Raw genomic sequence first — 21,030 nt, 5'->3', positions numbered from 1 at the left:
CGGCACCCTAGCGGCGGCGTTCGATCGTCCCGTCGTTGCCGCTCAGGGGAGAACGCCCATGAGCAGCGAGATGATGGCGAAGCCCACGACGCCCACCAAGGCCAGCAGAGACGTGGATGGGGGCATGGCCATCTCCCGAACGGATCAATCATAAAGAGAATCTGAAGAGAGGGGCGCTGTCTGTGACCTTCGTTGCCGATCGTCATCTCCGCCTCCCCCCCCCCTCCTCTCTCTCCTCGCCATCCCGTCCCCGGCCCGCTCAGGGGGCGGCGTCCACCCGCCACTGCCGTCCATCCGGGCCGGTGGCTTCGCAGCGAAAGGCGCGATCGTCGAGCAGGCACTGTCCGCTGGCCAGCTCGGCCCTGGTCAGTCCGAGCGCGGCCTCCCCGTCACCGAACCCCGCCTGCCCCACGGCGCTGACCCGCAGCCTCACCGGCCAGCGCGGCTCGCAGCGGCTCCGCTCACAGGCCATGGCGGCGGAGCCTTCCGCCAGCACCCCGGCGAAGACCAGCTGGCGATCGAGAAAGGAGGTGTCGCCACCGGGCTCCAGGAACCGGATACTGAGCAGACCCTCCATCTGCTGGTCCAGCCGCAGCAGGCGGCAGGTGGACGGGGGCGGCGTCGGGCCCGTGCCGGACGGGGTGATGACGCTGCAGCGGCGCAGGCCCCGTTCCCAGCGGCCGAAATCGTCGCCGGGCCGCTCCCGGGCTGCCAGGGGCGCCCAGAGGACGCCCAGGGCCAGCAGCAGGGTCAGCCCCGCCAGGGCCGCCGGGCCCGGCCGGAGCTTCAATAGCCCGAATCGGCGACGCAGATGCCCTGGCAGCTGATCCCGTTGCCGGCTGTCCGGCCGCAGTGGTGGCAGAGCAGCGGGTCGGTGGCGGGGCCAGGGGGGGTGGCTGCGGCGGCAGGCGCCACGGCGGTGGGCTGGTTCGGGGCGGAGGTCGGCCCGACGCCCGGAGGGATGGTCATCGCGGGTCTCCGGGGAGAGAGTCGGGTCGATCATGGCAATGGACCGGGACTCGCGTGATCGCCATGGCCGACATCTTGCCCGCTCCGCCGCCGTCGGTCGTCCCCGGGGTCGGGATCGGCACCTGGGCCTGGGGCAACCAGTTCCTCTGGGGGTACGACCCCGCCCAGGACGACACCCTGGCCGCCTGCTTCCGCCGTGCGGTGGAGCTGGGTCTGACGTTCTTCGATACGGCCGATTCCTACGGCACCGGCCGCTACGGGGGACGCAGCGAGTCGCTCCTGGGCGACTGCGTCGCGGCCCTGCCGCCGGCCCGGCGCCAGCAGCTGACCGTGGCCACCAAGCTGGCCCCGTTCCCCTGGCGCCTGGGCCGCCGGGGGTTCGACGCGGCCTTCGAGGCGTCCCTGGGGCGCCTGAGGGGCCACCTGGACAGGGTGCAGCTGCACTGGAGCACGGCCCGCTACGCCCCCTGGCAGGAGGGCGCTCTGCTGGAGGGACTGGCGGATCTGGTGGCCCGGGGCCGGGTGGGCAGCCTGGGGGTCTCCAACCTGGGCCCGCGCCGCCTGCGCCGGGTGCACGACCAGCTGGACCGGCGCGGCCTGCGTTTGGCCAGCGTGCAGGTGCAGCTGTCCCTGCTGGCCCCCGACGCACTCGGGGTCCAGGGGGTGGCTCCGGTCTGCCGGGAGCTGGGCATCGAGCTGCTGGCCTACAGCCCCCTGGCCCTGGGGCTGCTGGCCCAGCCCCCGGGGGAGGCCCCGGCGGCGCTACCCCCGGGACCGCGGGGCCTGCTGTTCCGGCGCCTGCGGCCACGCATCCAGCCCCTGCTGCAGACCATGGAGCGGATCGCCCGTGCCCACGACGCCCCGATGGCGGCCGTGGCGATCAACTGGTGCCGGGCCCACGGCGCCCTGCCCCTGGTGGGACTGCGCCGCCCCGATCAGGCCGAAGCGGCGGCGGCGGCCGCCGCCTGGTGCCTTGCGGAGGAGGAGCGGCAGGATCTGGACCGGGTGGCGCTGCGCGGCGAGGCGCGCATGCCGGCCAACCCGTTCCAGAGCGACTGAACCGCTCAGGCGCTGAGGGCGTCGGCCGGGTCCGGACTCAGCACCACCGGCAGGGCCGCCGGCCGCGGCTGGGGGGCCTCGGCCCGCTGCAGCAGCCGCACCACCTGGGGATCGGCCGTTTCGCCGCTGAGGGCGCCGTCCTCACCGGGACCGCAGGCGCTGAGGGCCTCCTGCAGCAGGGAGTCGAAGGTGGAGCCGGGCAGCCGATGGCGGGCCAGTTCGAGGAAGGCCCGGGCCAGGGATTCACCCGCCGCGGCCCGCAGGGCCGGGTTGGAACGCCGCAGCTCCTGTTCCTGGGCGATCGAGTTGAGGAACCGCTGGGTGATGTCGCGCTTGGTAGTCGCCCGGATCCGGGTGTCCTGGTCGGCCTCGCTCAGGAAGGTCTGGTCCTCCAGCTCCTGAAGGCGGCGGTTGAGGCTGTCGAAGACGTCCTGGGCCTCCTTATGGATATGGGTGAGCTGGCCGTCGGAGAGGCGGGGCAGGTCGGCCACATAGACCTTGCCGTGGTCCCGCAGGGTCAGGAAGGTGGGCCGCTGGCCGCCCGTGCCTTCGCGCTGCACCGGGCCTCCGCCGTCTCGCAGGCGGGGGCGGGGCTGCTGGGGCCGCTGGGGGGGAATCGGGCCGGCGGAACTGCGGCGGCGCGTGATGCGTCTGGACGTATCGAACATCGGGCAACGAACTCGTCGGAGCGGAAGGAGGCCTGGTCGTGTCGGCAAAGACGTTGATGACCTTAGGGAAAGCGGTGCATCCAGGCCGGGGTGGCTTCAGTGCGGCAATCCGGCCAGGGGGGTCTCCCCCGGGTCGCCCGCGGCGACGACACCCAGCTCCCAGGCCTGGTGGCCCGAGGAGCGGCAGTGGTCGAGGACCGCGGGCAGGGCCACCGGTGGCACCACCAGACAGAAGCCGACTCCGAGATTGAAGGTGTTCCAGAGGTCGGCCTCCGGCACCTCTCCCTTCTCCTGGAGCCAGCGGAACAGGGGTGGGCGCTCCCAGCTACCGGGGTCCACCACGGCGTGGACCCCCCGCGGCAGGCAGCGGGGCAGGTTCTCCGGCAGCCCGCCGCCGGTGATGTGGGCCATGGCGTGCAGAGGCAGCCCGGAGCGGCGCAGCTCCTTCACCAGGGCGGCATAGAGAAAGGTGGGGGTGAGCAGGGCGTCGATCAGCCCCTGGCCGGTGGCCGGCAGGGGCGTGCCGGCGTCGACGGCCTCGGCCTCGAGGATGCGCCGCACCAGGCTGAAGCCATTGCTGTGGACACCGCTGCTGGCCACGGCGACGATCCGGTCGCCGGCGCCCACCCGGGCACCGTCGATCCTGTCCTCCTCCTCCACCACCGCCACGCAGAACCCGGCCAGGTCGTAGCGGCCTTCGCCGTAGAAGCCCGGCATCTCCGCGGTCTCGCCCCCCAGCAGGGCACAGCCGCTCTGGCGGCAGCCGTCGGCGATGCCCTCCACCACCTCGGCCATGGCCTCGGGGCCGAGCTTGCCGGTGGCGATGTAATCAAGGAAGAAGAGGGGTTCGGCACCGCTGGTGATCACGTCGTTGACGCACATGGCCACCAGATCGATGCCCACCCCGTGGTGGGCCCCATGGGCCTGGGCCAGTTCGAGCTTGGTGCCCACCCCGTCGGTTCCCGCCACCAGCAATGGACGCTTCATGCCGGCCGGCAGCCGGCAGAGCCCGCCGAAGCCCCCCAGTCCGCCCAGCACCTCCGGCCGTCGGGTGGTCTCGACGCTGTCCCGGATCCGTTCCACGAAGGCGCGGCCGGCGACCACGTCCACGCCGGCAGAGCGATAGTCCATGGGGCAGGGGTCAGCGCTGCACCGATCCTGCATCGGCACGGGGCCGCGGGGGGCTGGGGAAACGTCGGAGAGGCCCTGGACGTGGACGATCCCGCGATTGGCCCACGATCCCATCGTTGCAGCTTATGAAAGCAATCAAATCCACTGATGTGTCGGTAGCGCCGATGGGCCAGTCAGGCCAGTGGACGCCTGGAAGGGTGGCAAAGATGAAGAAAACTGATCGATCCAGGGGGGCTTCCGGGGTCCGTAGGGGCCCTGCGGACTTCGGATAGTTTTCCGGGGTTGTCATTTCCTGTAAGGAATTCACCAGGCCATTTCGGTCCCGTTCACCTCAGCCAACACCGCTTCTGGTTCCGGTTGTCGTCAGCGTCCGAATGCAGTCTTCGAGGAAGTCCCTTCTTCGTTCTCCTGCTCCGCCGGTGATTTCCGCCTGTCATGCGAGTCACTCAACTCCTGGGCACCGCCGCCCTCCTCTTCACCAGCAGCATCGCCCCGGCCCAGGCCGGCTCCCTTACTGCCACGCAGGCGCCAGGGAGTTCCGTTGCCATTCGCCCCGCCGACTTTCCCTCCAGCTGGGAGCGCTTCGTCGACGAGATCCGCCCCGTACCCACGGCCAGCAACCTGATCGCCTCCGCCGGTCGGGTCAGTACCGGCCAGGCCAGCTGGTATGGCCCCGGCTTCTTCGGCAACCGCACCGCCAGTGGAGAGGTCTTCCGTCCCGGCACCCTCACCGCCGCCCACCGCACCCTGCCCTTCGGCACAATGGTGCGCGTCACCAACCTCTGGAACGGTCGTTCCGCCGTGGTGCGCATCAATGACCGTGGTCCTTTCCACGGCAACCGGGTGATCGATCTGGCCCATGGTGCCGCCAAGGAGCTTGGCCTCACCGCCAGCGGCATTGCCGATGTGAAGCTGGAAGTCCTGCCCTGAGTCCCAGCTCCGGCCGCGGCCGGAACCCTGTCCACCGGCCCATCCGCCAATCTGGCGGGTGGGCTTTCCCTTTGTGCCGGTGCGACTGCTTCAGACCCTGGCCGACCTGAGCGACTGGCGCCGAGGCCAGGCCAGGCGGCCGCTCCACTTCGTGCCCACCATGGGCAGCCTGCACGAGGGCCATCAGCAGCTGTTGCGGCGGGCCTCGGCGGCCGTCCCCGCCGGCCGGCCCGCGGTGCTGCTGAGCGTGTTCGTCAATCCGCTCCAGTTCGGACCCTCCGAGGATTTCGCCCGCTATCCCCGCGATCTGGCCGCCGATGCGGCCCTGGGGGCCGCGGCGGGGGCCGCTGCCCTCTTCGCCCCCTCCGTGGCGGACCTGTTCCCCGGCGGCGAGGCGGAGCTCACCGCCGTGGTCCCCCCGGCCGGCCTGCGCCGTTCCCTGTGCGGTCCCGGACGCCCCGGCCATTTCGAGGGGGTCGCCACCGTCGTCTGTCGTCTGCTGGCCCTGGTGCGGCCCGATCGCCTCCTGCTCGGGGAGAAGGACTGGCAGCAGCTCACGATCCTGCGCCGTGTCGTCACCGATCTGGCCCTGCCGGTGACGGTCCAGGGGTGCGCCACCGTGCGGGAGGCCGATGGCCTCGCCTGCAGTTCCCGCCATCGCTACCTCAGCGCCGCCGAACGTGGCCAGGCGGCGGCCCTGCCCTCCGCCCTCAAGGCAGCGCTCGCGCTCTGGCGCGGCGGCACCGGCAGCGCCGAAGCGCTGACGGCGGCGGTGAGCGGGGCCCTGGAGGCGGCGGGGCTCGGTGTCGAGTATGTGCAGCTCGTCCATCCCCTTAGCCTGGCCCCGGTGCCCGCCGCCACCGGGATCTCCCTGCTCGCCGCCGCCGCCCGCTGCGGCAGCACCCGCCTGATCGACCACATCTTTCTGATGAACCGTCCCCCGATCGTCGCCATCGATGGCCCCGCCGGGGCGGGCAAGAGCACGGTCACACGGGCCTTCGCCCGCCGCCTGGGGCTCGTCTACCTCGATACGGGCGCCATGTACCGGGCCCTGACCTGGTGGGTGCTGCACCGGGGTGTGGACCCGTCCGACCCCGCCGCCATCGCCCCCCTGCTCGACGACCTCGACCTGCGGCTGGAGACCGCCGCCGCCGGGGAGCAGCAGGTGCGGGTCAACGGCCATGAGGTCAGCTCGGCGATCCGGGGGCCCGAGGTCACCGCTCAAGTCTCCACCGTGGCCGCTCACGCCTGCGTGCGGGCGGCCCTCACCCGCCAGCAGCAGGCCATGGGCCGGCGGGGCGGCCTGGTGGCGGAGGGCCGCGACATCGGCACCGCCGTCTTCCCGGAGGCCGAATGCAAGGTGTTCCTCACGGCCACGGTGGCGGAGCGGGCCCGCCGCCGGGCGGCGGATCTGGCCCAGCGCGGTTACGACGTGCCGGCCCTGGCGGAACTGGAGGCCCAGATCGCCGAGCGGGATCACCGTGATTCCAGCCGCGCCGAGGCCCCCCTGCGCCAGGCGGACGACGCCGTGGAACTGGTCACCGACGGTCTGGCCATCGACGCCGTGATCCAGCGCCTGGTCGACCTGTTCCGTGAGCGGGTGCCGGAGGACGCCTGGCCGGGCCCCTCCCCCCTGCAGGAGCCGGCGCCCTAGCGGCGCCCCGGACCAGGACCCTGATCGGCCCTCAGGGCCTCCAGCAGCCCCCCGCAGGCGTCCTCCAGCAGGTCCAGCACCCGGTCGAAGCCCGCCTCGCCGCCGTAGTAAGGATCGGGCACCTCCTCGACGCTGTAACGGCGGCAGTATCGGGTGAGCGGGCCGATGCGGGCGGCGGCCTCCCCCCGCCCGCCCAGGCCCCGCACCGCCTCCAGGTTCTGCCGGTCCATCGTCAGCACGTGGTCGAAGCGGCTCAGGTCGTCCGTGGTGATCTGGCGGGCCCGGCTGGGCAGAACGATGCCCCGGCGGGCCGCGGCGCTGCGCATGCGGGCGTCGGCGGGGCGGCCCACGTGCCAGTCACCGGTGCCGGCGGAGTCGACCGTGAAGGCCTGCTCCAGCCCCTGGCGGGCGATCAGGTGCAGGAACACCCCCTCGGCGGCCGGGGAGCGGCAGATGTTGCCGAGACAGACGAACAGGATGGCGGTCGGATCAGGGGAGGTCATCGGTTGTCCAGTCGCTTCAGGGCCACACCGGCCCGCAGGCGCACCACCAGAGTCTCCTCCTGCTCTGGGTTCTGGAGCTGGGTGAGGCCGGCCACGGCCCGTTGGCGGTGGAGATGGGGCGGAGCAAGCGGCAGGGCCAGGCCCTCGAAGCCCACGGCCACGGCATAGCGCACGACCCATTCACCGTCGCTGCGGCCGGCTTCCAGGGCCTCCAGGCAGCGCTGGCGAATCCCTTCCCGCTCCTGCTCGGGGAGGTTCCCCAGCCGCAGAGCCCCCAGGCCCCTGGCGGCGGCCCGGCGCACGCTGGGTCCGACGTCGGTGGCCAGGGCGTCCTCGAGCACCTCCAGGCCGCGCGGGTCGCCGATGCCCGCCAAGGCCCGGACGGCCCAGGCCCTGGCCCCGTAGTTGTGGGCATCCAGATTGGCCAGCAGGGGCGCGACGGCCGCCGGGCCCATCGCGATCAGGCCGTCCACGGCGGCGACGGCGGCACCGGGATTGTTGAACCCAAGCACCTGCACCAGCTGGGGCACGGTGGCCAGGGGGTCGTCGCAGTCGGTCAGCCGGCGGGTGGCCGCCACCAGCTCCTCGGCGCTGCCGGCCTGCTCGAAGGCCCGGATCCGATCGGCGGCGCGCTGGGAATCTCCGCTTCCGGCCGTCATCACAGCAGGGCGTCCATCGCCATCAGGAGGACCTCATCATCGCTGTCCGCTTCGCTGCCGCTGCCGGAGCCGCGGCCATGCTCGACAAGTCCCCGCAGGGCGATCAGCTTGAGGCTGTTCTCGGCGAAGGTGCGCCGGATCGCCTCCAGGGCGGGCCGCCATCCCACCGCCCCCAGATCCATCAGGGCCGCACGCCGCACCTGCAGCTGGGGATGCTGCAGCAGGCCGAGCAGCTCGTCGGCCCAGAGCGTTTCTCCGGTGAGCTGCAGCAGGGCGCGGCAGGCGGCGCTGCGGACCAGGGGCCGGTCGTGGGCGGTGAAGGGCCGGATCACCTCCAGCACCTCCGCGTGCCCCTCCCCGATCGCCCCGAGGGCCTCCAGCATCGCTTCACAGGGTTCCTGCAGCCGGGGGCTGTCGCTGCGGCAGGAACCGGCGACGGCGGGGCCGCTGGCCAGCCGGCGGATCAGCAGGGGCACCGCCGGCGTCGCCCGCAGCTCGCCGAGGGAGCGGGCCGCGGCCTCCCGCAGGCCGTCGTCGGCGTCGTCGAGCACCGCCAGCAGCTCGGGGATGGCCCGCGCATCGGCGATCTTGCCCAGGGCCCGGGCCGCGTTGCGGGCCACGGCGTTGTGCTCGACACCGGCGCCCGGATCCCGCGGCTGGCGCTGGGTCAGGGCGGCGAGCAGCAGGGGCACGGCCTCCGGGTGCCGGCTGCGCATGCGCCCCAGCCACCAGGCCGCGTAGTACTGACGGGATTGGTCGTCGGTCTGGCGCAGCTGCTCCAGGGCCTCGGCTTCGCTGATCGGTTCGCCGTCACCGGCCATGGCTCTGCGCACGTGCGAGGGGGCTTGGGGAATGCTGCCATCCCCGGGGCCGGCGGGACTCCGGCCAGAAAAAAAGGGCCCCCCGCAGGGGACCCGGAAACAACGATGGCCTTGAGAGCTCAGACGAGAGCGCTGATGGCGTAGTCGATGTAGTTGTTGGCGATGACGCCGGCATCGCCGGAGACGCCGTGGTTGGCCTTGATGTAGGTCAGGGCTTCAACGTACCAGGAGGGGGAGAGCTCAAAGGTGCGGTTGATCTCGTCGAGACCGGCCACGAGGTACTCATCCATGGGGCCGGTGCCACCGGCGACCAGGCAGTAGGTGACCATGCGGAGGTAGTAGCCGATGTCACGGGCACACTTGGCCTTGCCGCGGGCGTCGGAGGCGTAGTTGCTCCCCTGCATCTGGGTGGTGTAGGGGAACTTGTTGTAGACGGCCTGGGCGGCGCCGTTCACCAGGGAGTCGGCGTTGGCGGTGAGGGCCTTGGCGGCTTCCAGGGCGTTCTTGGCGCGCTCAAAGCGGCCGAAGGCGGCGTTGAGCTCGGTGTTGGACAGGAAGCGGCCCTGGGAATCAGCGGCTGCGACGGCCTCGGTGAGGGGAGTCTTCATGGGGAGGGTGTTAGAGAGAAGGTGAACCGGAAGATTGAGACGGCGATCAGCCGACGATCAGGCGACAGCAGCGGCTGCGCGATCGAAGTAGGTGCCGATTTCGGACATCAGGGAGGAGCAGTCGCCCTGGGTGATGCCGTTGCGGTCGTTGGCGATGGCGATGGCGGCGTCCTTCATCTTGCGGATGCCTTCGGCGACGGAAGCGCCGGGCACGCCGAGGGCCAGATAGGTCTCGCGGAGGCCGTTGAGGCAGCGATCTTCCAGGACGGAGGCGTCACCGGTGAAGACGGCGTAGGTGACGTAGCGGAGAACGATCTCCATGTCGCGCAGGCAGGCAGCCATGCGGCGATGGGTGTAGGCGTTGCCGCCGGGGGCGATCAGGGCGGGCTGTTGGTCGAACAGATCGCGGGCCGCGTTGGTGACGATCTTGGAAGCGTTGGAGGTGATGCGGTTCACGGCATCCATACGCTTGAAGCTGTCAGCGACGACGCCGGAAAGGGCATCGATCTGACCAGCGTTGAGGAATTCGCCGCGGGCATCAGCCTGAGCAACGACCTTGGTGAAGGCGTCGAACATTGAGTTAGCTCCTGTTCTCGACGTCGAACGTCGGGATTGGGTGGGTAAGGGGGTCGAGTCTGGAGCGTCAGTCCGGGGGGAGGCCTGGCTGACGTCGACTGCGTCGTTGCTTTCGATGATTGCCTGGCCAGGGCCGGGCATCGCTCCGAAAGACCTACCTATTGTTGGTGACGGCGTCCGGTGGATGGGGGCGACTTAATAAATGGTCACCACCGCCAGGATCCACACGGCCGCAGTGCTTCTGGCCGCCTGCCCGGCCGCTGGCGTTCAGCCTGGACGGTTCATCCGGCGGATGGGTGTATGGCCCGGTGTCCCGACCCACGAACACGGCCCATGAAAAAGGGCCCCCTCGGAGGGGACCCATCAAACATCGGGCCGAGGGATGGCCTCAGCCCTCAGCCTTCGCTTTTCCCTTGCGGGGGGCCGGCGCCTCGGAGCCGGTGCCGCCGCCGGTCACGGAGACGCTGACGATCTTGCCGCCCATGGCGTGGACCAGACGCATGGTCTCGTTCATGCGGGTGAACGGCACGTTCATGACCATGTCCGCGGTGCGGGAGTAGTCGTTGTTGTTGACGCCGGTGACGGTGAACGCCACTTGGCGGGAACTGTTGAGGCCGGTGCCTCGGGTGCCTGCGGAAACCTTCATGGATTCGGAGGGGTAGGGGGGAACGGCGGAACGGAAGCCCGGCTCAGTTGACCGGGGTGATGCTGGCGATGCGGCCGCCTTCACGGTGGATCTGCTGCTGGGTCTCAAGCAGCTTGTTGAAGGGGATGAAGCGCACCCGGTTGCTGCGCTTGTGCAGCCGGTAGTTGTTGAAGCCGGAGATCTCGACCCGGAAGGTGCGACCCTCCTCGCTGGCTCCCACACCCTGGCGGGTGACGCCATCGCTGATCACCTTGCGGAAGACGCTGCCCTTGGCGTTGGGGCTCACCACTGGGAGGGGGGCTTCCGCATGCACCGAGGGATTGAGTCGGGACTGGGTCTTGAAGGTGCAACCGCGAACGGAGGCACCCACACCGCGGGCCAGTTGCATCATGTAGGAGAACTGCAGGCCGTGCTGTCCTGCGGAATAATCCCAGCCATGCAGGAACGGAACCACCTCTTCACCGAAGCGGTTCTGATACTCGGCGCTGTCGATCAGGGAATCGATCTCGGCGTCGTAGCCCTGCTCCTGCAGAATCGTGAAATGGTGGAGCATCTCGGCTTTGTTCTGCGGAGCGCGGCCAAGGAGATGCTTGAAGTTCAGTTCGATGAAGCGGTAGGGATTGCAGGGTTCGAAGAACTTCGCTCTGTACAAACCACTTTTCGCCACCTGGCGCACGAACTCCCGCACGCTGAGGTAACCGCGCTTGAAGAGAGACTCAGGTCCTTCGAGTCGCTCGCTGGCCATGATGTACTGGTTACCCAGCACCTGCTTATAGACGGCGCGGATCAGGGCGGCCTTGTCGTTTTCGGTGGCGTTCGTCCAGTTTTCCTTGTTGCGGTCGCTGGAGAAACGCTCGATGCCCAGATAGGCAGCGTTGGCAAGTGTCATGAGCGTGGGTGCCGGGGGGAGAGGCGTAGGTAGAGAAGGTCAGTGGGCAGGGCGCATGGGCTGGGCGCAAGGCCGCTGCCGTTCAGCAGACGCCTTCAAGGACGGCTGCAGGGAACGTCCCGATCATGGGCTGCAAGGCGGATCCTATGGGCCTGTCCGCTCGCCACGACAGGGTTTTCAGAATCGTTACAAACCCCCCGGCTGGGGACACCCCTGGCGGGCCGGCCCCACGCCGATACCATCCGACCATCATCCCGGTGCCGTCATGGCTTCTGTTGTGTCCCCATCCGAGGACTCCTCCCTCCGGTTGGCTGATCAGCTGCAGGTGTTGTCCCAGGTGACCGAAGCGCTCACCTACCGCCTGCTGGAGCTGGAGGAGCGTCTCGGGGGTCACGAGGATCGCATCGGCGTGCGGCTGGAGGAGGTCGCTGACCTTGAGGCCGCCCATGGGGCCGCCATGGACGAGCGCCTGGGCGACACCGAAGAGCGCCTGGCCAGGATCGAGGTGGCCCTGCGGGGTCTGGATCGCAGCGGCACGTCCCGCCATCTGCAGGCGGTGCATCCGCCGGCGTTGCAGCAGGAGCCCCTGGCCTCCCAGCCGGTGGCGGAATCCTTCGATCTGGCCCCGGAGGAGGTCGATCCCTTCCTGGATGAGGGGGAGCAGCCCTTCATGGACGAGCTGATCGCCGGCTGAAAGGGCCCCTGGCCGTTCAGGTCTCCAGCCAGGCGGGGGGCAGTTCGGCGCGGAAGTCGTCGGTGCGCTCGAACTCGAAGGGGCCGGCCAGGGATCCCCAGAGCTGCTCATGGGTGGCCGGATCGTGGCCCCGGTCGATGGTGCGCATGCCCCGGGAATCGATCTCGAAGCTGCTGACCAGGTAAGCTACGCTCCCCTTGCGCTCCACGAGGCAGCGGCAACCGGGTTCCACCTCGCCGGCGAACCCGTCGCCCACCTCCCGCACCACGTAGGTGCAGCCCTCAAGGGGCAGCAGGTCGGCGTCCCCGATGCTGCGGCGTCGCCCCTCATCCTCAATGGCGCCCCAGAAACGCTGCTCCTCGTGCAGGGCCTGGTTGTGGATGATCAGTTCGCCGTCGCGGCGCTCGGCCCGCAGCACCCGGATCCTGTAGGGCGTGCCGGGTGAGATGGCGTAGGACTGCTCCAGGAGCAGGGAGCCTGGCGCCAGCTGGGGCAGCGGCCGGAACTTGACCAGGATGTGGGCGTAGAGGGGCGGATTGTCGAAGGCCTGGCTCTGGTTGCTGAAGCCGCCGCTCAGGAGCTGGAGGAGGCGGGCGAGGGAGCTGCTCATGGGCGCCATCTAAAGGTCGAGCAGGCGGATCCGGAAGGCCCCCACCTGGCGGGCCATGGCCGGATCCGCCTGGGCGAAGGGGTGGGCCGCCACCCGGCCGAGGATCGCTTCGAGCTTCTCGGCGCTGGTGAGCCCGTGGGAGGGATCCTCTCGACTGTGCTCCTGCCAGGCCTCATCAAACGCCTGGGCGAAGCTGTCGGCGTTGTTGAAGATCTGGCTGGAGGTCGAGGGCTGATGGGGCATGGTGATGGGCTGCAGCGCAGTCCGCACGCAATGCCAGGACCCAGATTTGAACTGGGGACACGGCGATTTTCAGTCGCCTGCTCTACCAACTGAGCTATCCCGGCCCGTCGCCGAAGCGACGCAGCGATCTTAGATCACGGCCCGCTGGGGGCCCGTCCCGTCCGGGAGCGCCCCCGGGGCGTGCGGGCCAGGCAGAGGAGTCCCACCACCTGCCAGCCGAGGGACTCCAGGGCCCTGGCGGCGCTGCAGGCGGTGGCCCCGCTGGTGAGGATGTCGTCGACGATCAGGACCGGCCGGCCCAGGGCCTCGCCGAGGCGGGGCCCGCGGCGACATCGGAAGGCCCCCTCCTGGTTGGCCAGGCGCAGGGCCCTGCCGAGGTGGTGCTGGCCGAGCACGGGCCGGGAGCGCTCCAGCAGGTCGGCACGGCGGTACCCCAGCTGGCGGACGAGCTGGCGGCACACCAGTGCCGGCAGGGGATTCCCCTGCCGTTTCCAGCTCGGCACCGGCACCACCAGCGGCCTCTGCCGCCACCGGGGCAATCCCTCCGCCAGCACCTGCACGAGGGCTCCCATCCTGGCGGGCTCCGGCCGTTGTCGCAGCCCGAGCAGCAACCGCCGCAGCTCGCCGTCGTAGGACCCGGCCGCCCACCAGAGCAGGGGCTCGTTGCCCTTCAGGGCCCCGGCCGGCAGGGGCAGGCTGCGGCGGCACTCGGGGCAGGCTGCTCCGGAGGCGTGCTGCGGCGGCTGCAGGCCACGACACAGGGGGCAGGGGGTGGCGGCGAACCAGTCGAGCGGAAGCCGGCTCAGGCGTGTGAGGAGGGTCAGGGGTCCGGCGCCGCCGGTGGCGGCGCAGTCACTGCCTCAAGCCTTCCCGGGGAGCGACCGCAGCATGGCCACCAGGGTGCGGTGGGCGTCCTCGCTGTCGGTGAGGGCGTGGTCGAAGGGCACCTCCACCCGGGTGCCGTCCACCTCCAAGCGCATCGCCTCGGGCGCCACCGCCACCATCCGGGCCTCCCGGGCTTCGGTGCAGCCGCCGTAGTGGCGGGCGTAGGCGAGAACGGCTTCGGCGTGGTCGTCGTTCATGTGCTTGCAGATGCGGTCGCTCACTGCGGCGGTGAGGGGATCGGCGGCCATGGGTTCAGGTCGGTTGGGGGAATTCTGGGCTCAGGCGCCGGCGAACCGCTGCCAGAGCAGCAGGCCCAGCCGCAGGCCGCTGAAGCCCACATAGCCGGCCAGCACGACGAACAGGGCCATGGCGAGGATCGATTTGAGACGTTCGTTCATGGCCGAGGCGAGGGGGAGTCGGCCCCCATCCTGGAGCTGGCCCGCGCCAGCAGGGCCATGCCCAGGGCCGCCGTGCGTTTCGGTCGGTTCAGCACCGGGATCCCCAGGGCCCGTGTCCGCAGGGCCCGCCACTGGCTGTTGCGGGCGCCGCCGCCAAGGCTGATCACCCGCCGCAGGGCCGGGGCCCCCAGCTCCCACAGCCGCCGCCAGCCCGCCACCTCGATGGCCGTCAGGCCCTCCAGCAGGGCCTGGAGATAGCGGGCATCACTGGTCGGCCTCGGCTCCAGGATCGGCTCCAGCTCCGGGTCGTCCACCGGGAAGCGCTCGCCCCGGCGGCTCAGGGGCCGCAGGGCCAGCCCCGTGGGACGGTCGGGCGTGATCTGGCGGCTCAGTTCGGCGATCTGGGCGTCGTCGAAGAAGCGGCGCAGGATGCCGGCGCCGGCGTTCGAGGCTCCCCCCACGAGCCAGCGGCCGCCCACCCGGTGGTTGCTGAGGCCCGCCCCGGCCAGGGGGGCGGCCACGAATTGTTTCAGCACCAGGGTGGTGCCCAGCACGGCGATGCCATCGCCCTCCTGGGGATCGGCGGCCAGCACCGCCGCATTGGCATCGGTGCTGCCGGCCACCACCTGGCAGTCGGCAGGCAGACCCAGGCTGGCCGCCGCTTCCGCAGCCAGCCGGCCGAGGCGGCTGCCGCTGCTGCGGATCGCGGGCAGGAGGTTGGCATCGAGGCCCTCGGCCACCCCCGCGAGCCAGCGGCCCTGCGGCAGGTCCCAGCCCAGCCGCACGTTGTTGCCCTCCTCGCCCCAGCGCCAGTCGTCCAGCAGCCAGCCCATCAGCCAGTCGGCCTGGTGACGCAGCAGCAGACCTTGAGCGAGGCCCGCCTCCTTGGCCAGGGACATCAGGCGCAAAGCCCGGGCCAGGCTGCCGCTGCTGCTGGCGGCCGGATGGGCGGCCCACGCCGAGGGCTCCGGGGCCAGCAGGGTGGCGATGGCCCCGGCCTGCTCCGGACAGGCCTGGTGGTAGGGAAGGGCGTCCGCCAGAGGCGGCGGCAGCAGGCTGCCCCCTGGCCCGCAGGCCAGGAGGGTGCCGGAGGTGCCATCGACGGCGAGGGCCCTCACCCGCCGGCGGATCTCCTCGGGCACGGCGGCCAGCAGATGGATCAGGCCCTGCCGCCAGGCCTCCGGGTCCTCGAAGCGGCCTGGGTAGGGGGCCTGCAGCCCCAGCACCGGGTCGTCGGGCTCGCCACCGGGCTCTCCGGCGTCGGCCAGAACGGCCAGGCGCAGGCCGCTGCTGCCGAGGTCAACCCCCAGATACAGCGCTGACACGGTTCGCCGTGGCCTGCTTCAGGGTGGCGGCGATGGCGGTCACATCCTCCCAGGGGAGGTCGAGATCCTTGCGGCCGAAGTGGCCGTAGGCGGCGACGTCCTGGTAGAAGCGTCCGCCCCGCTGCTGGGGCAGTTCCCGCAGTCCGAAGGCTGCGATGATGGCGCCGGGGCGCAGGTCGAAGTGCTCCTGCACCAGGGCGGTGAGGTCGGCGTTGCTGAGGGCGCCGGTGCCGAAGCTCTCCACCAGGATGCTCACGGGCCGGGCCACGCCGATGGCGTAGCTGAGCTGCACCTCGGCCTTGTGGGCCAGACCGGAGGCCACCAGGGCCTTGGCCACGTAGCGGGCCGCGTAGGCGGCGGAGCGGTCCACCTTGGTGGGGTCCTTGCCCGAGAAGGCGCCGCCACCGTGGCGGGCATAGCCGCCGTAGGTGTCGACGATGATCTTGCGGCCCGTCAGCCCCGCGTCGCCCTGGGGGCCGCCTACCACGAACTTGCCGGTGGGGTTGACGTAGAAGCGGGTGCCCTCCTTGGAGGGCTTGAGGGGCAGATCGGCCGTTGCGGGCAGCACCACGTGGGACCAGAGGTCCTCCCTGATGCGCTGCTGCACCGCCTTCTCATCGCTGATGCCCTCCACTTCGGCGGTGTGCTGGGTGGAGATGAGGATCGTGTCGATCGCCACGGGGCGGTCGTCCTCGTACACGACGCTCACCTGGGTCTTGCCGTCGGGGAGGAGGTAGCCGAGGCTGCCGTCATGGCGCACCTGGGCCAGCCGCAGCGCCAGCCGGTGGGCCAGGCTGATCGGCAGCGGCATCAGCTCCGGCGTTTCGTCGCAGGCGTAGCCGAACATGATGCCCTGGTCGCCGGCGCCCACCTTGTCGAGGGGATCGCCGTCGTGGTCGTCGGCCTCATCCACACCCTGGGCGATGTCGGGCGACTGCTGGTCGAGGGCGATCAGCACGGCACAGCTCCTGGCGTCGAAGCCGCCGGCACGGGCACCGCTGTAGCCGATCTGCTCGATCACGCCCCGCACCAGGGTGTTGAAGTCGACGCGGGCGTTGGTGGTGACTTCCCCCGTGATCAGGCAGAGGCCGGTGTTCACCACGGTCTCGCAGGCCACCCGGCTGGAGGGATCCTGGGCCAGCAGCGCGTCGAGCACGGCGTCGCTCACCTGGTCGCAGATCTTGTCGGGGTGGCCTTCCGTCACCGATTCCGAGGTGAAGACGAAACGGCTCATAGGGGAAAGGATCGGTCGATGGGTGAGCTTATGACTGAGGGGCGACCATCCCAGTGGCGGTTGAACCATTGGGGGGTATGGGGGCGCTCCCCGGCACCACAGCGAGCTCCCGCCAGTGGTCCAGCTGCAGGAAGGACCCGTCCAGTTCCACCGGCCGCCGCCAGCCCGCCCGATAGCCCAGCACCACCGGCACCCCGGCGGCCCGCGCCATGCGCAGGTCGCTGTTGGCGTCGCCGACCAGGGCGCAGCTCTGCGCCGCTACGCCCAGTTCCTCGCAAAGGCCGTGGATGGCGGCGGGGTCGGGTTTACGGGGCTGATGCTCGGCGCTCCAGATGGCCTGCACGTAGGCGGCCAGGTCGTGGGCGGCCAGGAACGCCTCGATGCCTTCCACATGGTCGTTGCTGATCACGGCGCAACGCACTCCCGCCTGGCGCAGGGCCTCCAGCAGGGGCCGCAGGCCGGGGGTGGGGGCTGGCCGCTGTTCACTCCCCTGGCCGTGGAGGGCATCGGTGCGGGCGAACACCGCCTCGGCCATGGCCAGGGCTTCGGGCCAGCCGAAGCCCACCTGGGCCAGGGCGGTGCCGGTGGCCACCAGGTTCTGGTCGCGGCTCCCGACCGCCATCGTGCCGGCCGGGTGGATGCCTTCGGCGGACAGGCCGTAGGCGCGATGCAGGAGGGCGCCCAGGTCGCGGTGCCGCTCCTGGTCGTCCTCGGCCAGACCGGCCAGAGCCAGACAGTGAAAGACCCTGGCCTGGGCCAGGGCCACGAGCATCGGCTCGCTGTGGCTCATGGTGCCGTCCTTGTCGAACAGCACCGCCTCCAGGGGGCTGCCCCCGCAGGGCAGCGGGGTGCCCCGCAGGGAAAGGTGAACCATCGTCAGCGGATCCGGCGCGACCTCATTCCAGGGAGACACCCATCGGCTCGTTGTCCTCGGCCTGCTCGAGCAGCATCTGCTTGTAGCGGGCCGCCATCTCCTCGGCCTTGTCGAACACCTTCTGGGGATCGCTGAGCATGTCGCCCGGTTCCGGCTCGAGGGCCTTGGTGGAGAGGGAGATCCGGCCCCGCTCGGCGTCGAGGTCGATGATCATCACCTTCATCTGATCGTTGACGTTGAGCACGGTGTGGGGAGTCTCGATGTGCTCGTGGCTGATCTCGGAGATGTGCAGCAGGCCGCTGACACCGCCGATGTCGATGAAGGCCCCGTAGGGCTTGATGCCCCGGACGGTGCCCAGCACCACTTCGCCCACTTCGAGGCGATTCATCTTGCGTTCCACCAGGGCGCGACGATGGCTGAGCACCAGGCGGTTGCGCTCCTCGTCCACCTCAAGGAACTTGAGGGGAAGGAAGTCGGCCACGAGTTCCTCCTTGGCCTTGCGGGTGCTGATGTGACTGCCCGGGATGAAGCCCCGCAGCCCCTCCACCCGCACCAGGGCGCCGCCGCGGTTGGTGGCGAACACCTCGCTGTAGATCGTGGCGTCCTCCTTCTGCAGCTGGCGCACCCGCTCCCAGGCGCGCTGGTATTCGATGCGACGCACCGACAGGGTGAGCTGGCCGTCCTCGTTCTCCTCGCTGAGGATGAAGAACTCGCGTACCTCGCCGGGCTCGAGCACGTCGGAGAGGTGCTCCACGCGGTTGATCGACACCTCCTGCAGGGGCATGAAGGCGGCGGTCTTGGCGCCGATGTCGATCATCGCGCCCTTGGATTCCAGGGCGAAGACGGTGCCGTTGACGACGTCGCCGGGCTTGAAGTTGTAGTCGTACTTGCTGAGCAGGGCCGCGAACTCGTCCAGCGTGAAGCCCACACCGTCGCCGTCCCGTGCGCTGACACGGCTGCTGGAGTCGTCGGCGCTGGGCACCTCTTCCGGGATCGCCAGATCGAGATCGGCGCTGGCCTCGACGTCGGTGGCCTCCTCGCTGCTGATCGGCGTGAGGGCCTCGAGGGTGTCGGCTTCGGAAGAAGGAGTGAGGGTCATGGAGCTGGGGCGGTCTGCCGGTGGCAGTGCGAAGGAACGGGATGGCTGCCCGCCTGCAGCGCACACCCGATCAATCACTCTATCAATGGACCGGCGGGCTGTTCCGTTCCCGGGCCTGGTGCCCGGTTCAGCCCACCACCGCCAGTCGGGTCTTGGCCTTGGCGCGGCTGCCCAGCCCTTCGAGGGTGGCCACGAAATCGCTGACGCTCTGGAACTGGCGGTACACGGAGGCGAAGCGCACGTAGGCCACCTCGCTCATCTCCCGCAGGCGCTGCAGCACCAGTTCACCGATCTCGTTGCTGCTCACCTCGCGGCCGACCCGCTGCTGGAGGGCCAGTTCGATGTCGTCGACGACGGCCTCGAGCCGGGCCGGTTCGAGGCCCGTCTTCTCGCAGGCCCGCAGCAGACCGTGCAGCAATTTGCTGCGGTTGAAGGTTTCCCGGCTGCCGTTGCGCTTGACCACGGTGATCGGGACGGTCTCGACCCGTTCGTAGGTGGTGAAACGAAAATCACAGTTGAGGCACTCCCTGCGCCGTCGCACGCTGCGCCCGGAATCGGCGGCCCTTGATTCCAGAACGCGGCTATCGGTGTGTTGGCAGGAGGGACATTGCATCCCCGGGCACGCGTCCAAGTATTTGGAGTGTAAACAGCTACGCGCACAAAGAGAAGGGGGCGGCTCCCGCTCGGGGGCCGAAACATGAAAAACCCCCGGTTTCCCGGGGGCGCTGCATCACTCTGGACGGATGGTCACTTGCCGATTTTCGGGGGGTCGCGGAAGGCGATCGCGAAAAACAGCGTGGAAATGGCCAGGGCCAGGATCAGGATGTAAGCGAAGCTCTCCATGGGAATCCTCGGGGGGACTGGCGGTCAGCTGAGGGTGGAACCGGCCGGGGGCACGTAGCCCTCGGGCAGGCGCCGGGTGGAACGGTCGCCCAGTTTGGCGAACAGACCGAACTCCACCTGCTCACCAAGATCGGGATCGATACCGGCGAACACATCACGGTAGAGGGTGCGGGCACCATGCCAGATGTGGCCAAAGAAGAAGAGCAGGGCGAAGCAGGCGTGGCCGAAGGTGAACCATCCGCGGGGGGAGCTGCGGAAGGTGCCGTCGGAGTGGTAGGTCTCACGGTCGAACTCGAAGGCTTCGCCGAGCTGGGCCTTGCGAGCCAGCCGCTTGACGTCGGCCGGGTCGGTGAAGGTCTGGCCGTTGAGGGCACCGCCGTAGACGGTGGCCGTCACGCCCTGCTGTTCGAAGGAGTACTTCGCCTCGGCCCGACGGAACGGGATGTCGGCGCGGACGATGCCCTGCTCGTCCTGGAGCACTACCGGGAAGTTCTCGAAGAAGTTGGGCAGACGCCGGACCTCGAGGTCATGACCTTCCTTGTCGGTGAAGGCGATGTGGCCGATCCAGGAGGTGGGCAGGCCGTCACCGTTGATCATCGGGCCCACGCGGAACAGACCACCCTTGGCGGGGCTGTTGCCGACGTAGTCGTAGAAGGCCAGCTTTTCGGGAATGGCCGCGTAGGCCTCTTCCTTGGTGGCGCCGTTGTCGAGGGCGGTCTGCACGCGACGGTTGATCTCCGTCTTGAAGTAGCCCTGATCCCACTGGTAGCGGGTGGGGCCGAAGAGTTCCACCGGCGTGGCGGCCGAGCCGTACCACATGGTCCCGGCCACGATGAAGGCCGCGAAGAACACCGCAGCGATGGCGCTGGCCAGCACCGTCTCGATGTTGCCCATGCGGAGAGCCTTGTACAGGCGCTCCGGTGGACGGGTGGTGATGTGGAAGATGCCGGCGATGATGCCGACGATGCCGGCGGCGATGTGGTGCGCCACGATCCCGCCCGGGTTGAAGGGGTTGAAGCCCTCCGGTCCCCAGGCGGGCTGCACCGGTTCGAGGTGTCCCGTCAGGCTGTAGGGATCAGAGATCCACATCCCGGGCCCGAAGACGCCGGTGAGGTGGAAGGCGCCGAAGCCGAAGCAGCCAAGGCCGGCCAGCAGCAGGTGGATGCCGAAGATCTTGGGCAGGTCGAGAGCCGGCTCCCCGGAGCGGGGATCCTGCCAGATCTCGAGATCCCAGTAGGTCCAGTGCCAGATGGCGGCAAGGAAGAGGAGGCCGCTGAAGATGATGTGGGCGGCGGCCACGCCCTCGAAGCTCCAGAAGCCGGGGTCGACGCCGGTTTCACCGGTGACGCTCCAGCCACCCCAGCTGCCCGTCACACCCAGGCGAGCCATGAAGGGCATGACGAACATGCCCTGGCGCCACATGGGGTTGAGGACCGGGTCGGAGGGGTCGAAGATCGCGAGCTCATAGAGCGCCATGGAGCCGGCCCAGCCGGCTACCAGGGCGGTGTGCATGAGGTGCACGGCCAGCAGTCGGCCCGGGTCGTTGATGACGACCGTGTGCACCCGGTACCAGGGCAATCCCATTGGGGGGTCAGGTCTGGGTTGACAGTTGCCGAAGCCGGTCGCCGGGGCGATGGCGGCTAAGGAGACGCTCGGTGATTACCGATCCGTGCTGGCGATGGTAAGGGTTGCGGGCAGCGCCACGGGACCCA

At 70.0% G+C, this 21,030-nt stretch carries 26 protein-coding genes and 1 tRNA gene; 4 read left to right on the top strand and 23 right to left on the bottom strand.

The genetic code is table 11. The features are described 5' to 3' along the window. Positions 1-259: 259 nt before the first annotated feature. Together CYAGR_RS07770 and CYAGR_RS07765 are read right to left on the bottom strand one after the other, a co-directional pair. Positions 260-790 (bottom strand): hypothetical protein, encoded by a 531-nt coding sequence (locus CYAGR_RS07770; protein WP_015109250.1) that lies wholly within the window; start codon positions 788-790, stop codon positions 260-262. Then, positions 787-969, bottom strand: a complete 183-nt coding sequence (locus CYAGR_RS07765) for a hypothetical protein (protein ID WP_015109249.1) — start codon at positions 967-969, stop codon at positions 787-789. Before CYAGR_RS07765 ends, CYAGR_RS07770 begins: the two co-directional genes overlap by 4 nt. Before the next feature lie 63 nt (positions 970-1,032). On the opposite strand from CYAGR_RS07765, the gene CYAGR_RS07760 reads away from it, so the two are divergent. Then, positions 1,033-2,028 carry an aldo/keto reductase gene (locus CYAGR_RS07760; RefSeq protein ID WP_015109248.1) on the top strand — a complete coding sequence of 332 codons (996 nt, stop codon included), beginning with the start codon at positions 1,033-1,035 and terminating at the stop codon, positions 2,026-2,028. A 5-nt stretch (positions 2,029-2,033) separates the two neighbouring features. On the opposite strand, the gene CYAGR_RS07755 is transcribed toward CYAGR_RS07760, so the two are convergent. Continuing rightward, on the bottom strand, positions 2,034-2,696 hold the full coding sequence (locus CYAGR_RS07755) for a hypothetical protein (RefSeq protein ID WP_015109247.1): 663 nt from the start codon (positions 2,694-2,696) through the stop codon (positions 2,034-2,036). Between the two features lie 96 nt (positions 2,697-2,792). After that, entirely contained in the window at positions 2,793-3,827 is a 1,035-nt protein-coding gene (purM, locus tag CYAGR_RS07750; protein ID WP_043325570.1) for a phosphoribosylformylglycinamidine cyclo-ligase, read from the bottom strand. 435 nt (positions 3,828-4,262) lie between these two features. Between purM and CYAGR_RS07745 the strand changes: the two genes are divergently transcribed. Both CYAGR_RS07745 and CYAGR_RS07740 read left to right on the top strand, forming a co-directional pair. After that, on the top strand, positions 4,263-4,757 hold the full coding sequence (locus tag CYAGR_RS07745) for a septal ring lytic transglycosylase RlpA family protein (protein ID WP_015109245.1): 495 nt from the start codon (positions 4,263-4,265) through the stop codon (positions 4,755-4,757). 58 nt (positions 4,758-4,815) lie between these two features. Then, on the top strand, positions 4,816-6,411 hold the full coding sequence (locus tag CYAGR_RS07740) for a bifunctional pantoate--beta-alanine ligase/(d)CMP kinase (RefSeq protein ID WP_425386792.1): 1,596 nt from the start codon (positions 4,816-4,818) through the stop codon (positions 6,409-6,411). Here the strand turns inward: CYAGR_RS07740 and CYAGR_RS07735 are convergent. From CYAGR_RS07735 to CYAGR_RS07705, 7 genes are all read right to left on the bottom strand, one after another. Beyond that, positions 6,408-6,914 carry a low molecular weight protein-tyrosine-phosphatase gene (locus tag CYAGR_RS07735; protein ID WP_015109243.1) on the bottom strand — a complete coding sequence of 169 codons (507 nt, stop codon included), beginning with the start codon at positions 6,912-6,914 and terminating at the stop codon, positions 6,408-6,410. The two genes, CYAGR_RS07740 and CYAGR_RS07735, sit on opposite strands and share 4 nt — an antisense overlap. Beyond that, positions 6,911-7,573 carry a C-phycocyanin alpha-cysteine-84 phycocyanobilin lyase subunit CpcF gene (locus tag CYAGR_RS07730; protein WP_015109242.1) on the bottom strand — a complete coding sequence of 221 codons (663 nt, stop codon included), beginning with the start codon at positions 7,571-7,573 and terminating at the stop codon, positions 6,911-6,913. The genes CYAGR_RS07735 and CYAGR_RS07730 overlap by 4 nt, the downstream gene beginning before the upstream one ends. Next, a complete protein-coding gene (locus tag CYAGR_RS07725) occupies positions 7,573-8,394 on the bottom strand; it encodes a HEAT repeat domain-containing protein (RefSeq protein WP_015109241.1) in 822 nt (273 codons plus the stop codon). Before CYAGR_RS07725 ends, CYAGR_RS07730 begins: the two co-directional genes overlap by 1 nt. 119 nt (positions 8,395-8,513) lie before the next feature. Then, positions 8,514-9,002 (bottom strand): C-phycocyanin subunit alpha, encoded by a 489-nt coding sequence (cpcA, locus tag CYAGR_RS07720; RefSeq protein ID WP_015109240.1) that lies wholly within the window; start codon positions 9,000-9,002, stop codon positions 8,514-8,516. A gap of 57 nt (positions 9,003-9,059) precedes the next feature. Then, on the bottom strand, positions 9,060-9,578 hold the full coding sequence (locus tag CYAGR_RS07715; protein WP_015109239.1) for a C-phycocyanin subunit beta: 519 nt from the start codon (positions 9,576-9,578) through the stop codon (positions 9,060-9,062). Positions 9,579-9,966: 388 nt separating this feature from the next. Next, the gene (locus CYAGR_RS07710) at positions 9,967-10,224 is read right to left on the bottom strand and encodes a rod-capping linker protein CpcD domain-containing protein (protein ID WP_015109238.1); all 258 of its coding nucleotides are present in this window, start codon (positions 10,222-10,224) and stop codon (positions 9,967-9,969) included. A 43-nt stretch (positions 10,225-10,267) separates the two neighbouring features. Next, positions 10,268-11,113 carry a phycobilisome rod-core linker polypeptide gene (locus tag CYAGR_RS07705; RefSeq protein WP_015109237.1) on the bottom strand — a complete coding sequence of 282 codons (846 nt, stop codon included), beginning with the start codon at positions 11,111-11,113 and terminating at the stop codon, positions 10,268-10,270. A 307-nt stretch (positions 11,114-11,420) separates the two neighbouring features. On the opposite strand from CYAGR_RS07705, the gene CYAGR_RS07700 reads away from it, so the two are divergent. Beyond that, positions 11,421-11,807, top strand: a complete 387-nt coding sequence (locus tag CYAGR_RS07700; protein WP_043325568.1) for a hypothetical protein — start codon at positions 11,421-11,423, stop codon at positions 11,805-11,807. 16 nt (positions 11,808-11,823) lie between these two features. Here CYAGR_RS07700 and CYAGR_RS07695 read toward each other — a convergent pair whose 3' ends face one another. The 12 genes from CYAGR_RS07695 to psbB all read right to left on the bottom strand — a co-directional run bounded on the left by CYAGR_RS07695 (position 11,824) and on the right by psbB (position 20,902). Next, positions 11,824-12,417 carry a chromophore lyase CpcT/CpeT gene (locus tag CYAGR_RS07695; protein ID WP_015109235.1) on the bottom strand — a complete coding sequence of 198 codons (594 nt, stop codon included), beginning with the start codon at positions 12,415-12,417 and terminating at the stop codon, positions 11,824-11,826. A 9-nt stretch (positions 12,418-12,426) separates the two neighbouring features. Further along, positions 12,427-12,660, bottom strand: coding sequence for a hypothetical protein (locus CYAGR_RS07690; protein WP_015109234.1), 234 nt, complete (start codon positions 12,658-12,660; stop codon positions 12,427-12,429). Positions 12,661-12,691: 31 nt separating this feature from the next. Continuing rightward, a tRNA-Phe gene (locus CYAGR_RS07685) sits at positions 12,692-12,764 on the bottom strand. A 30-nt stretch (positions 12,765-12,794) separates the two neighbouring features. After that, on the bottom strand, positions 12,795-13,232 hold the full coding sequence (locus tag CYAGR_RS07680) for a ComF family protein (RefSeq protein ID WP_051017078.1): 438 nt from the start codon (positions 13,230-13,232) through the stop codon (positions 12,795-12,797). Positions 13,233-13,520: 288 nt separating this feature from the next. Continuing rightward, on the bottom strand, positions 13,521-13,793 hold the full coding sequence (locus CYAGR_RS07675) for a DUF2470 domain-containing protein (protein ID WP_015109232.1): 273 nt from the start codon (positions 13,791-13,793) through the stop codon (positions 13,521-13,523). Positions 13,794-13,939: 146 nt separating this feature from the next. Beyond that, on the bottom strand, positions 13,940-15,268 hold the full coding sequence (locus tag CYAGR_RS07670; protein ID WP_015109230.1) for an FGGY-family carbohydrate kinase: 1,329 nt from the start codon (positions 15,266-15,268) through the stop codon (positions 13,940-13,942). After that, on the bottom strand, positions 15,243-16,502 hold the full coding sequence (gene metK, locus CYAGR_RS07665) for a methionine adenosyltransferase (RefSeq protein WP_015109229.1): 1,260 nt from the start codon (positions 16,500-16,502) through the stop codon (positions 15,243-15,245). The genes CYAGR_RS07670 and metK overlap by 26 nt, the downstream gene beginning before the upstream one ends. A 28-nt stretch (positions 16,503-16,530) precedes the next feature. Beyond that, the gene (locus CYAGR_RS07660; protein WP_015109228.1) at positions 16,531-17,376 is read right to left on the bottom strand and encodes an HAD family hydrolase; all 846 of its coding nucleotides are present in this window, start codon (positions 17,374-17,376) and stop codon (positions 16,531-16,533) included. Between the two features lie 22 nt (positions 17,377-17,398). After that, positions 17,399-18,475 carry a 30S ribosomal protein S1 gene (locus CYAGR_RS07655; RefSeq protein ID WP_015109227.1) on the bottom strand — a complete coding sequence of 359 codons (1,077 nt, stop codon included), beginning with the start codon at positions 18,473-18,475 and terminating at the stop codon, positions 17,399-17,401. Between the two features lie 127 nt (positions 18,476-18,602). Next, positions 18,603-19,088, bottom strand: coding sequence for a transcriptional regulator NrdR (gene nrdR / locus CYAGR_RS07650; protein WP_015109226.1), 486 nt, complete (start codon positions 19,086-19,088; stop codon positions 18,603-18,605). A gap of 134 nt (positions 19,089-19,222) precedes the next feature. Further along, the gene (locus tag CYAGR_RS07645; protein ID WP_010314684.1) at positions 19,223-19,318 is read right to left on the bottom strand and encodes a photosystem II reaction center protein T; all 96 of its coding nucleotides are present in this window, start codon (positions 19,316-19,318) and stop codon (positions 19,223-19,225) included. A 24-nt stretch (positions 19,319-19,342) separates the two neighbouring features. Beyond that, the gene (gene psbB / locus CYAGR_RS07640; protein WP_015109225.1) at positions 19,343-20,902 is read right to left on the bottom strand and encodes a photosystem II chlorophyll-binding protein CP47; all 1,560 of its coding nucleotides are present in this window, start codon (positions 20,900-20,902) and stop codon (positions 19,343-19,345) included. Positions 20,903-21,030: the final 128 nt, after the last annotated feature.

The sequence above is a fragment of the Cyanobium gracile PCC 6307 genome, assembly GCF_000316515.1.
In the GTDB taxonomy this organism is placed as follows: domain Bacteria; phylum Cyanobacteriota; class Cyanobacteriia; order PCC-6307; family Cyanobiaceae; genus Cyanobium; species Cyanobium gracile.
The sequence above is the reverse complement of the archived record's forward strand: the minus strand, read 5'-3'. Positions and strand labels throughout refer to the sequence as shown.

Excerpts from the sequence above, each read along its gene's own strand:
- CYAGR_RS07705 (WP_015109237.1), bottom strand. The coding sequence starts at position 11,113 with ATGACACTTGCCAACGCTGCCTATCTGGGCATCGAGCGTTTCTCCAGC.
- purM (WP_043325570.1), bottom strand. The coding sequence starts at position 3,827 with ATGGACTATCGCTCTGCCGGCGTGGACGTGGTCGCCGGCCGCGCCTTC.
- CYAGR_RS07645 (WP_010314684.1), bottom strand. The coding sequence starts at position 19,318 with ATGGAGAGCTTCGCTTACATCCTGATCCTGGCCCTGGCCATTTCCACG.
- psbB (WP_015109225.1), bottom strand. The coding sequence starts at position 20,902 with ATGGGATTGCCCTGGTACCGGGTGCACACGGTCGTCATCAACGACCCG.
- nrdR (WP_015109226.1), bottom strand. The coding sequence starts at position 19,088 with ATGCAATGTCCCTCCTGCCAACACACCGATAGCCGCGTTCTGGAATCA.
- CYAGR_RS07745 (WP_015109245.1), top strand. The coding sequence starts at position 4,263 with ATGCGAGTCACTCAACTCCTGGGCACCGCCGCCCTCCTCTTCACCAGC.
- cpcA (WP_015109240.1), bottom strand. The coding sequence starts at position 9,002 with ATGAAGACTCCCCTCACCGAGGCCGTCGCAGCCGCTGATTCCCAGGGC.
- metK (WP_015109229.1), bottom strand. The coding sequence starts at position 16,502 with ATGAGCCGTTTCGTCTTCACCTCGGAATCGGTGACGGAAGGCCACCCC.
- CYAGR_RS07680 (WP_051017078.1), bottom strand. The coding sequence starts at position 13,232 with ATGGGAGCCCTCGTGCAGGTGCTGGCGGAGGGATTGCCCCGGTGGCGG.
- CYAGR_RS07710 (WP_015109238.1), bottom strand. The coding sequence starts at position 10,224 with ATGAAGGTTTCCGCAGGCACCCGAGGCACCGGCCTCAACAGTTCCCGC.
- CYAGR_RS07715 (WP_015109239.1), bottom strand. The coding sequence starts at position 9,578 with ATGTTCGACGCCTTCACCAAGGTCGTTGCTCAGGCTGATGCCCGCGGC.
- CYAGR_RS07765 (WP_015109249.1), bottom strand. The coding sequence starts at position 969 with ATGACCATCCCTCCGGGCGTCGGGCCGACCTCCGCCCCGAACCAGCCC.
- CYAGR_RS07690 (WP_015109234.1), bottom strand. The coding sequence starts at position 12,660 with ATGCCCCATCAGCCCTCGACCTCCAGCCAGATCTTCAACAACGCCGAC.
- CYAGR_RS07655 (WP_015109227.1), bottom strand. The coding sequence starts at position 18,475 with ATGACCCTCACTCCTTCTTCCGAAGCCGACACCCTCGAGGCCCTCACG.
- CYAGR_RS07725 (WP_015109241.1), bottom strand. The coding sequence starts at position 8,394 with ATGGCCGGTGACGGCGAACCGATCAGCGAAGCCGAGGCCCTGGAGCAG.
- CYAGR_RS07695 (WP_015109235.1), bottom strand. The coding sequence starts at position 12,417 with ATGAGCAGCTCCCTCGCCCGCCTCCTCCAGCTCCTGAGCGGCGGCTTC.
- CYAGR_RS07760 (WP_015109248.1), top strand. The coding sequence starts at position 1,033 with ATGGCCGACATCTTGCCCGCTCCGCCGCCGTCGGTCGTCCCCGGGGTC.
- CYAGR_RS07755 (WP_015109247.1), bottom strand. The coding sequence starts at position 2,696 with ATGTTCGATACGTCCAGACGCATCACGCGCCGCCGCAGTTCCGCCGGC.
- CYAGR_RS07660 (WP_015109228.1), bottom strand. The coding sequence starts at position 17,376 with ATGGTTCACCTTTCCCTGCGGGGCACCCCGCTGCCCTGCGGGGGCAGC.
- CYAGR_RS07675 (WP_015109232.1), bottom strand. The coding sequence starts at position 13,793 with ATGGCCGCCGATCCCCTCACCGCCGCAGTGAGCGACCGCATCTGCAAG.
- CYAGR_RS07735 (WP_015109243.1), bottom strand. The coding sequence starts at position 6,914 with ATGACCTCCCCTGATCCGACCGCCATCCTGTTCGTCTGTCTCGGCAAC.
- CYAGR_RS07730 (WP_015109242.1), bottom strand. The coding sequence starts at position 7,573 with ATGACGGCCGGAAGCGGAGATTCCCAGCGCGCCGCCGATCGGATCCGG.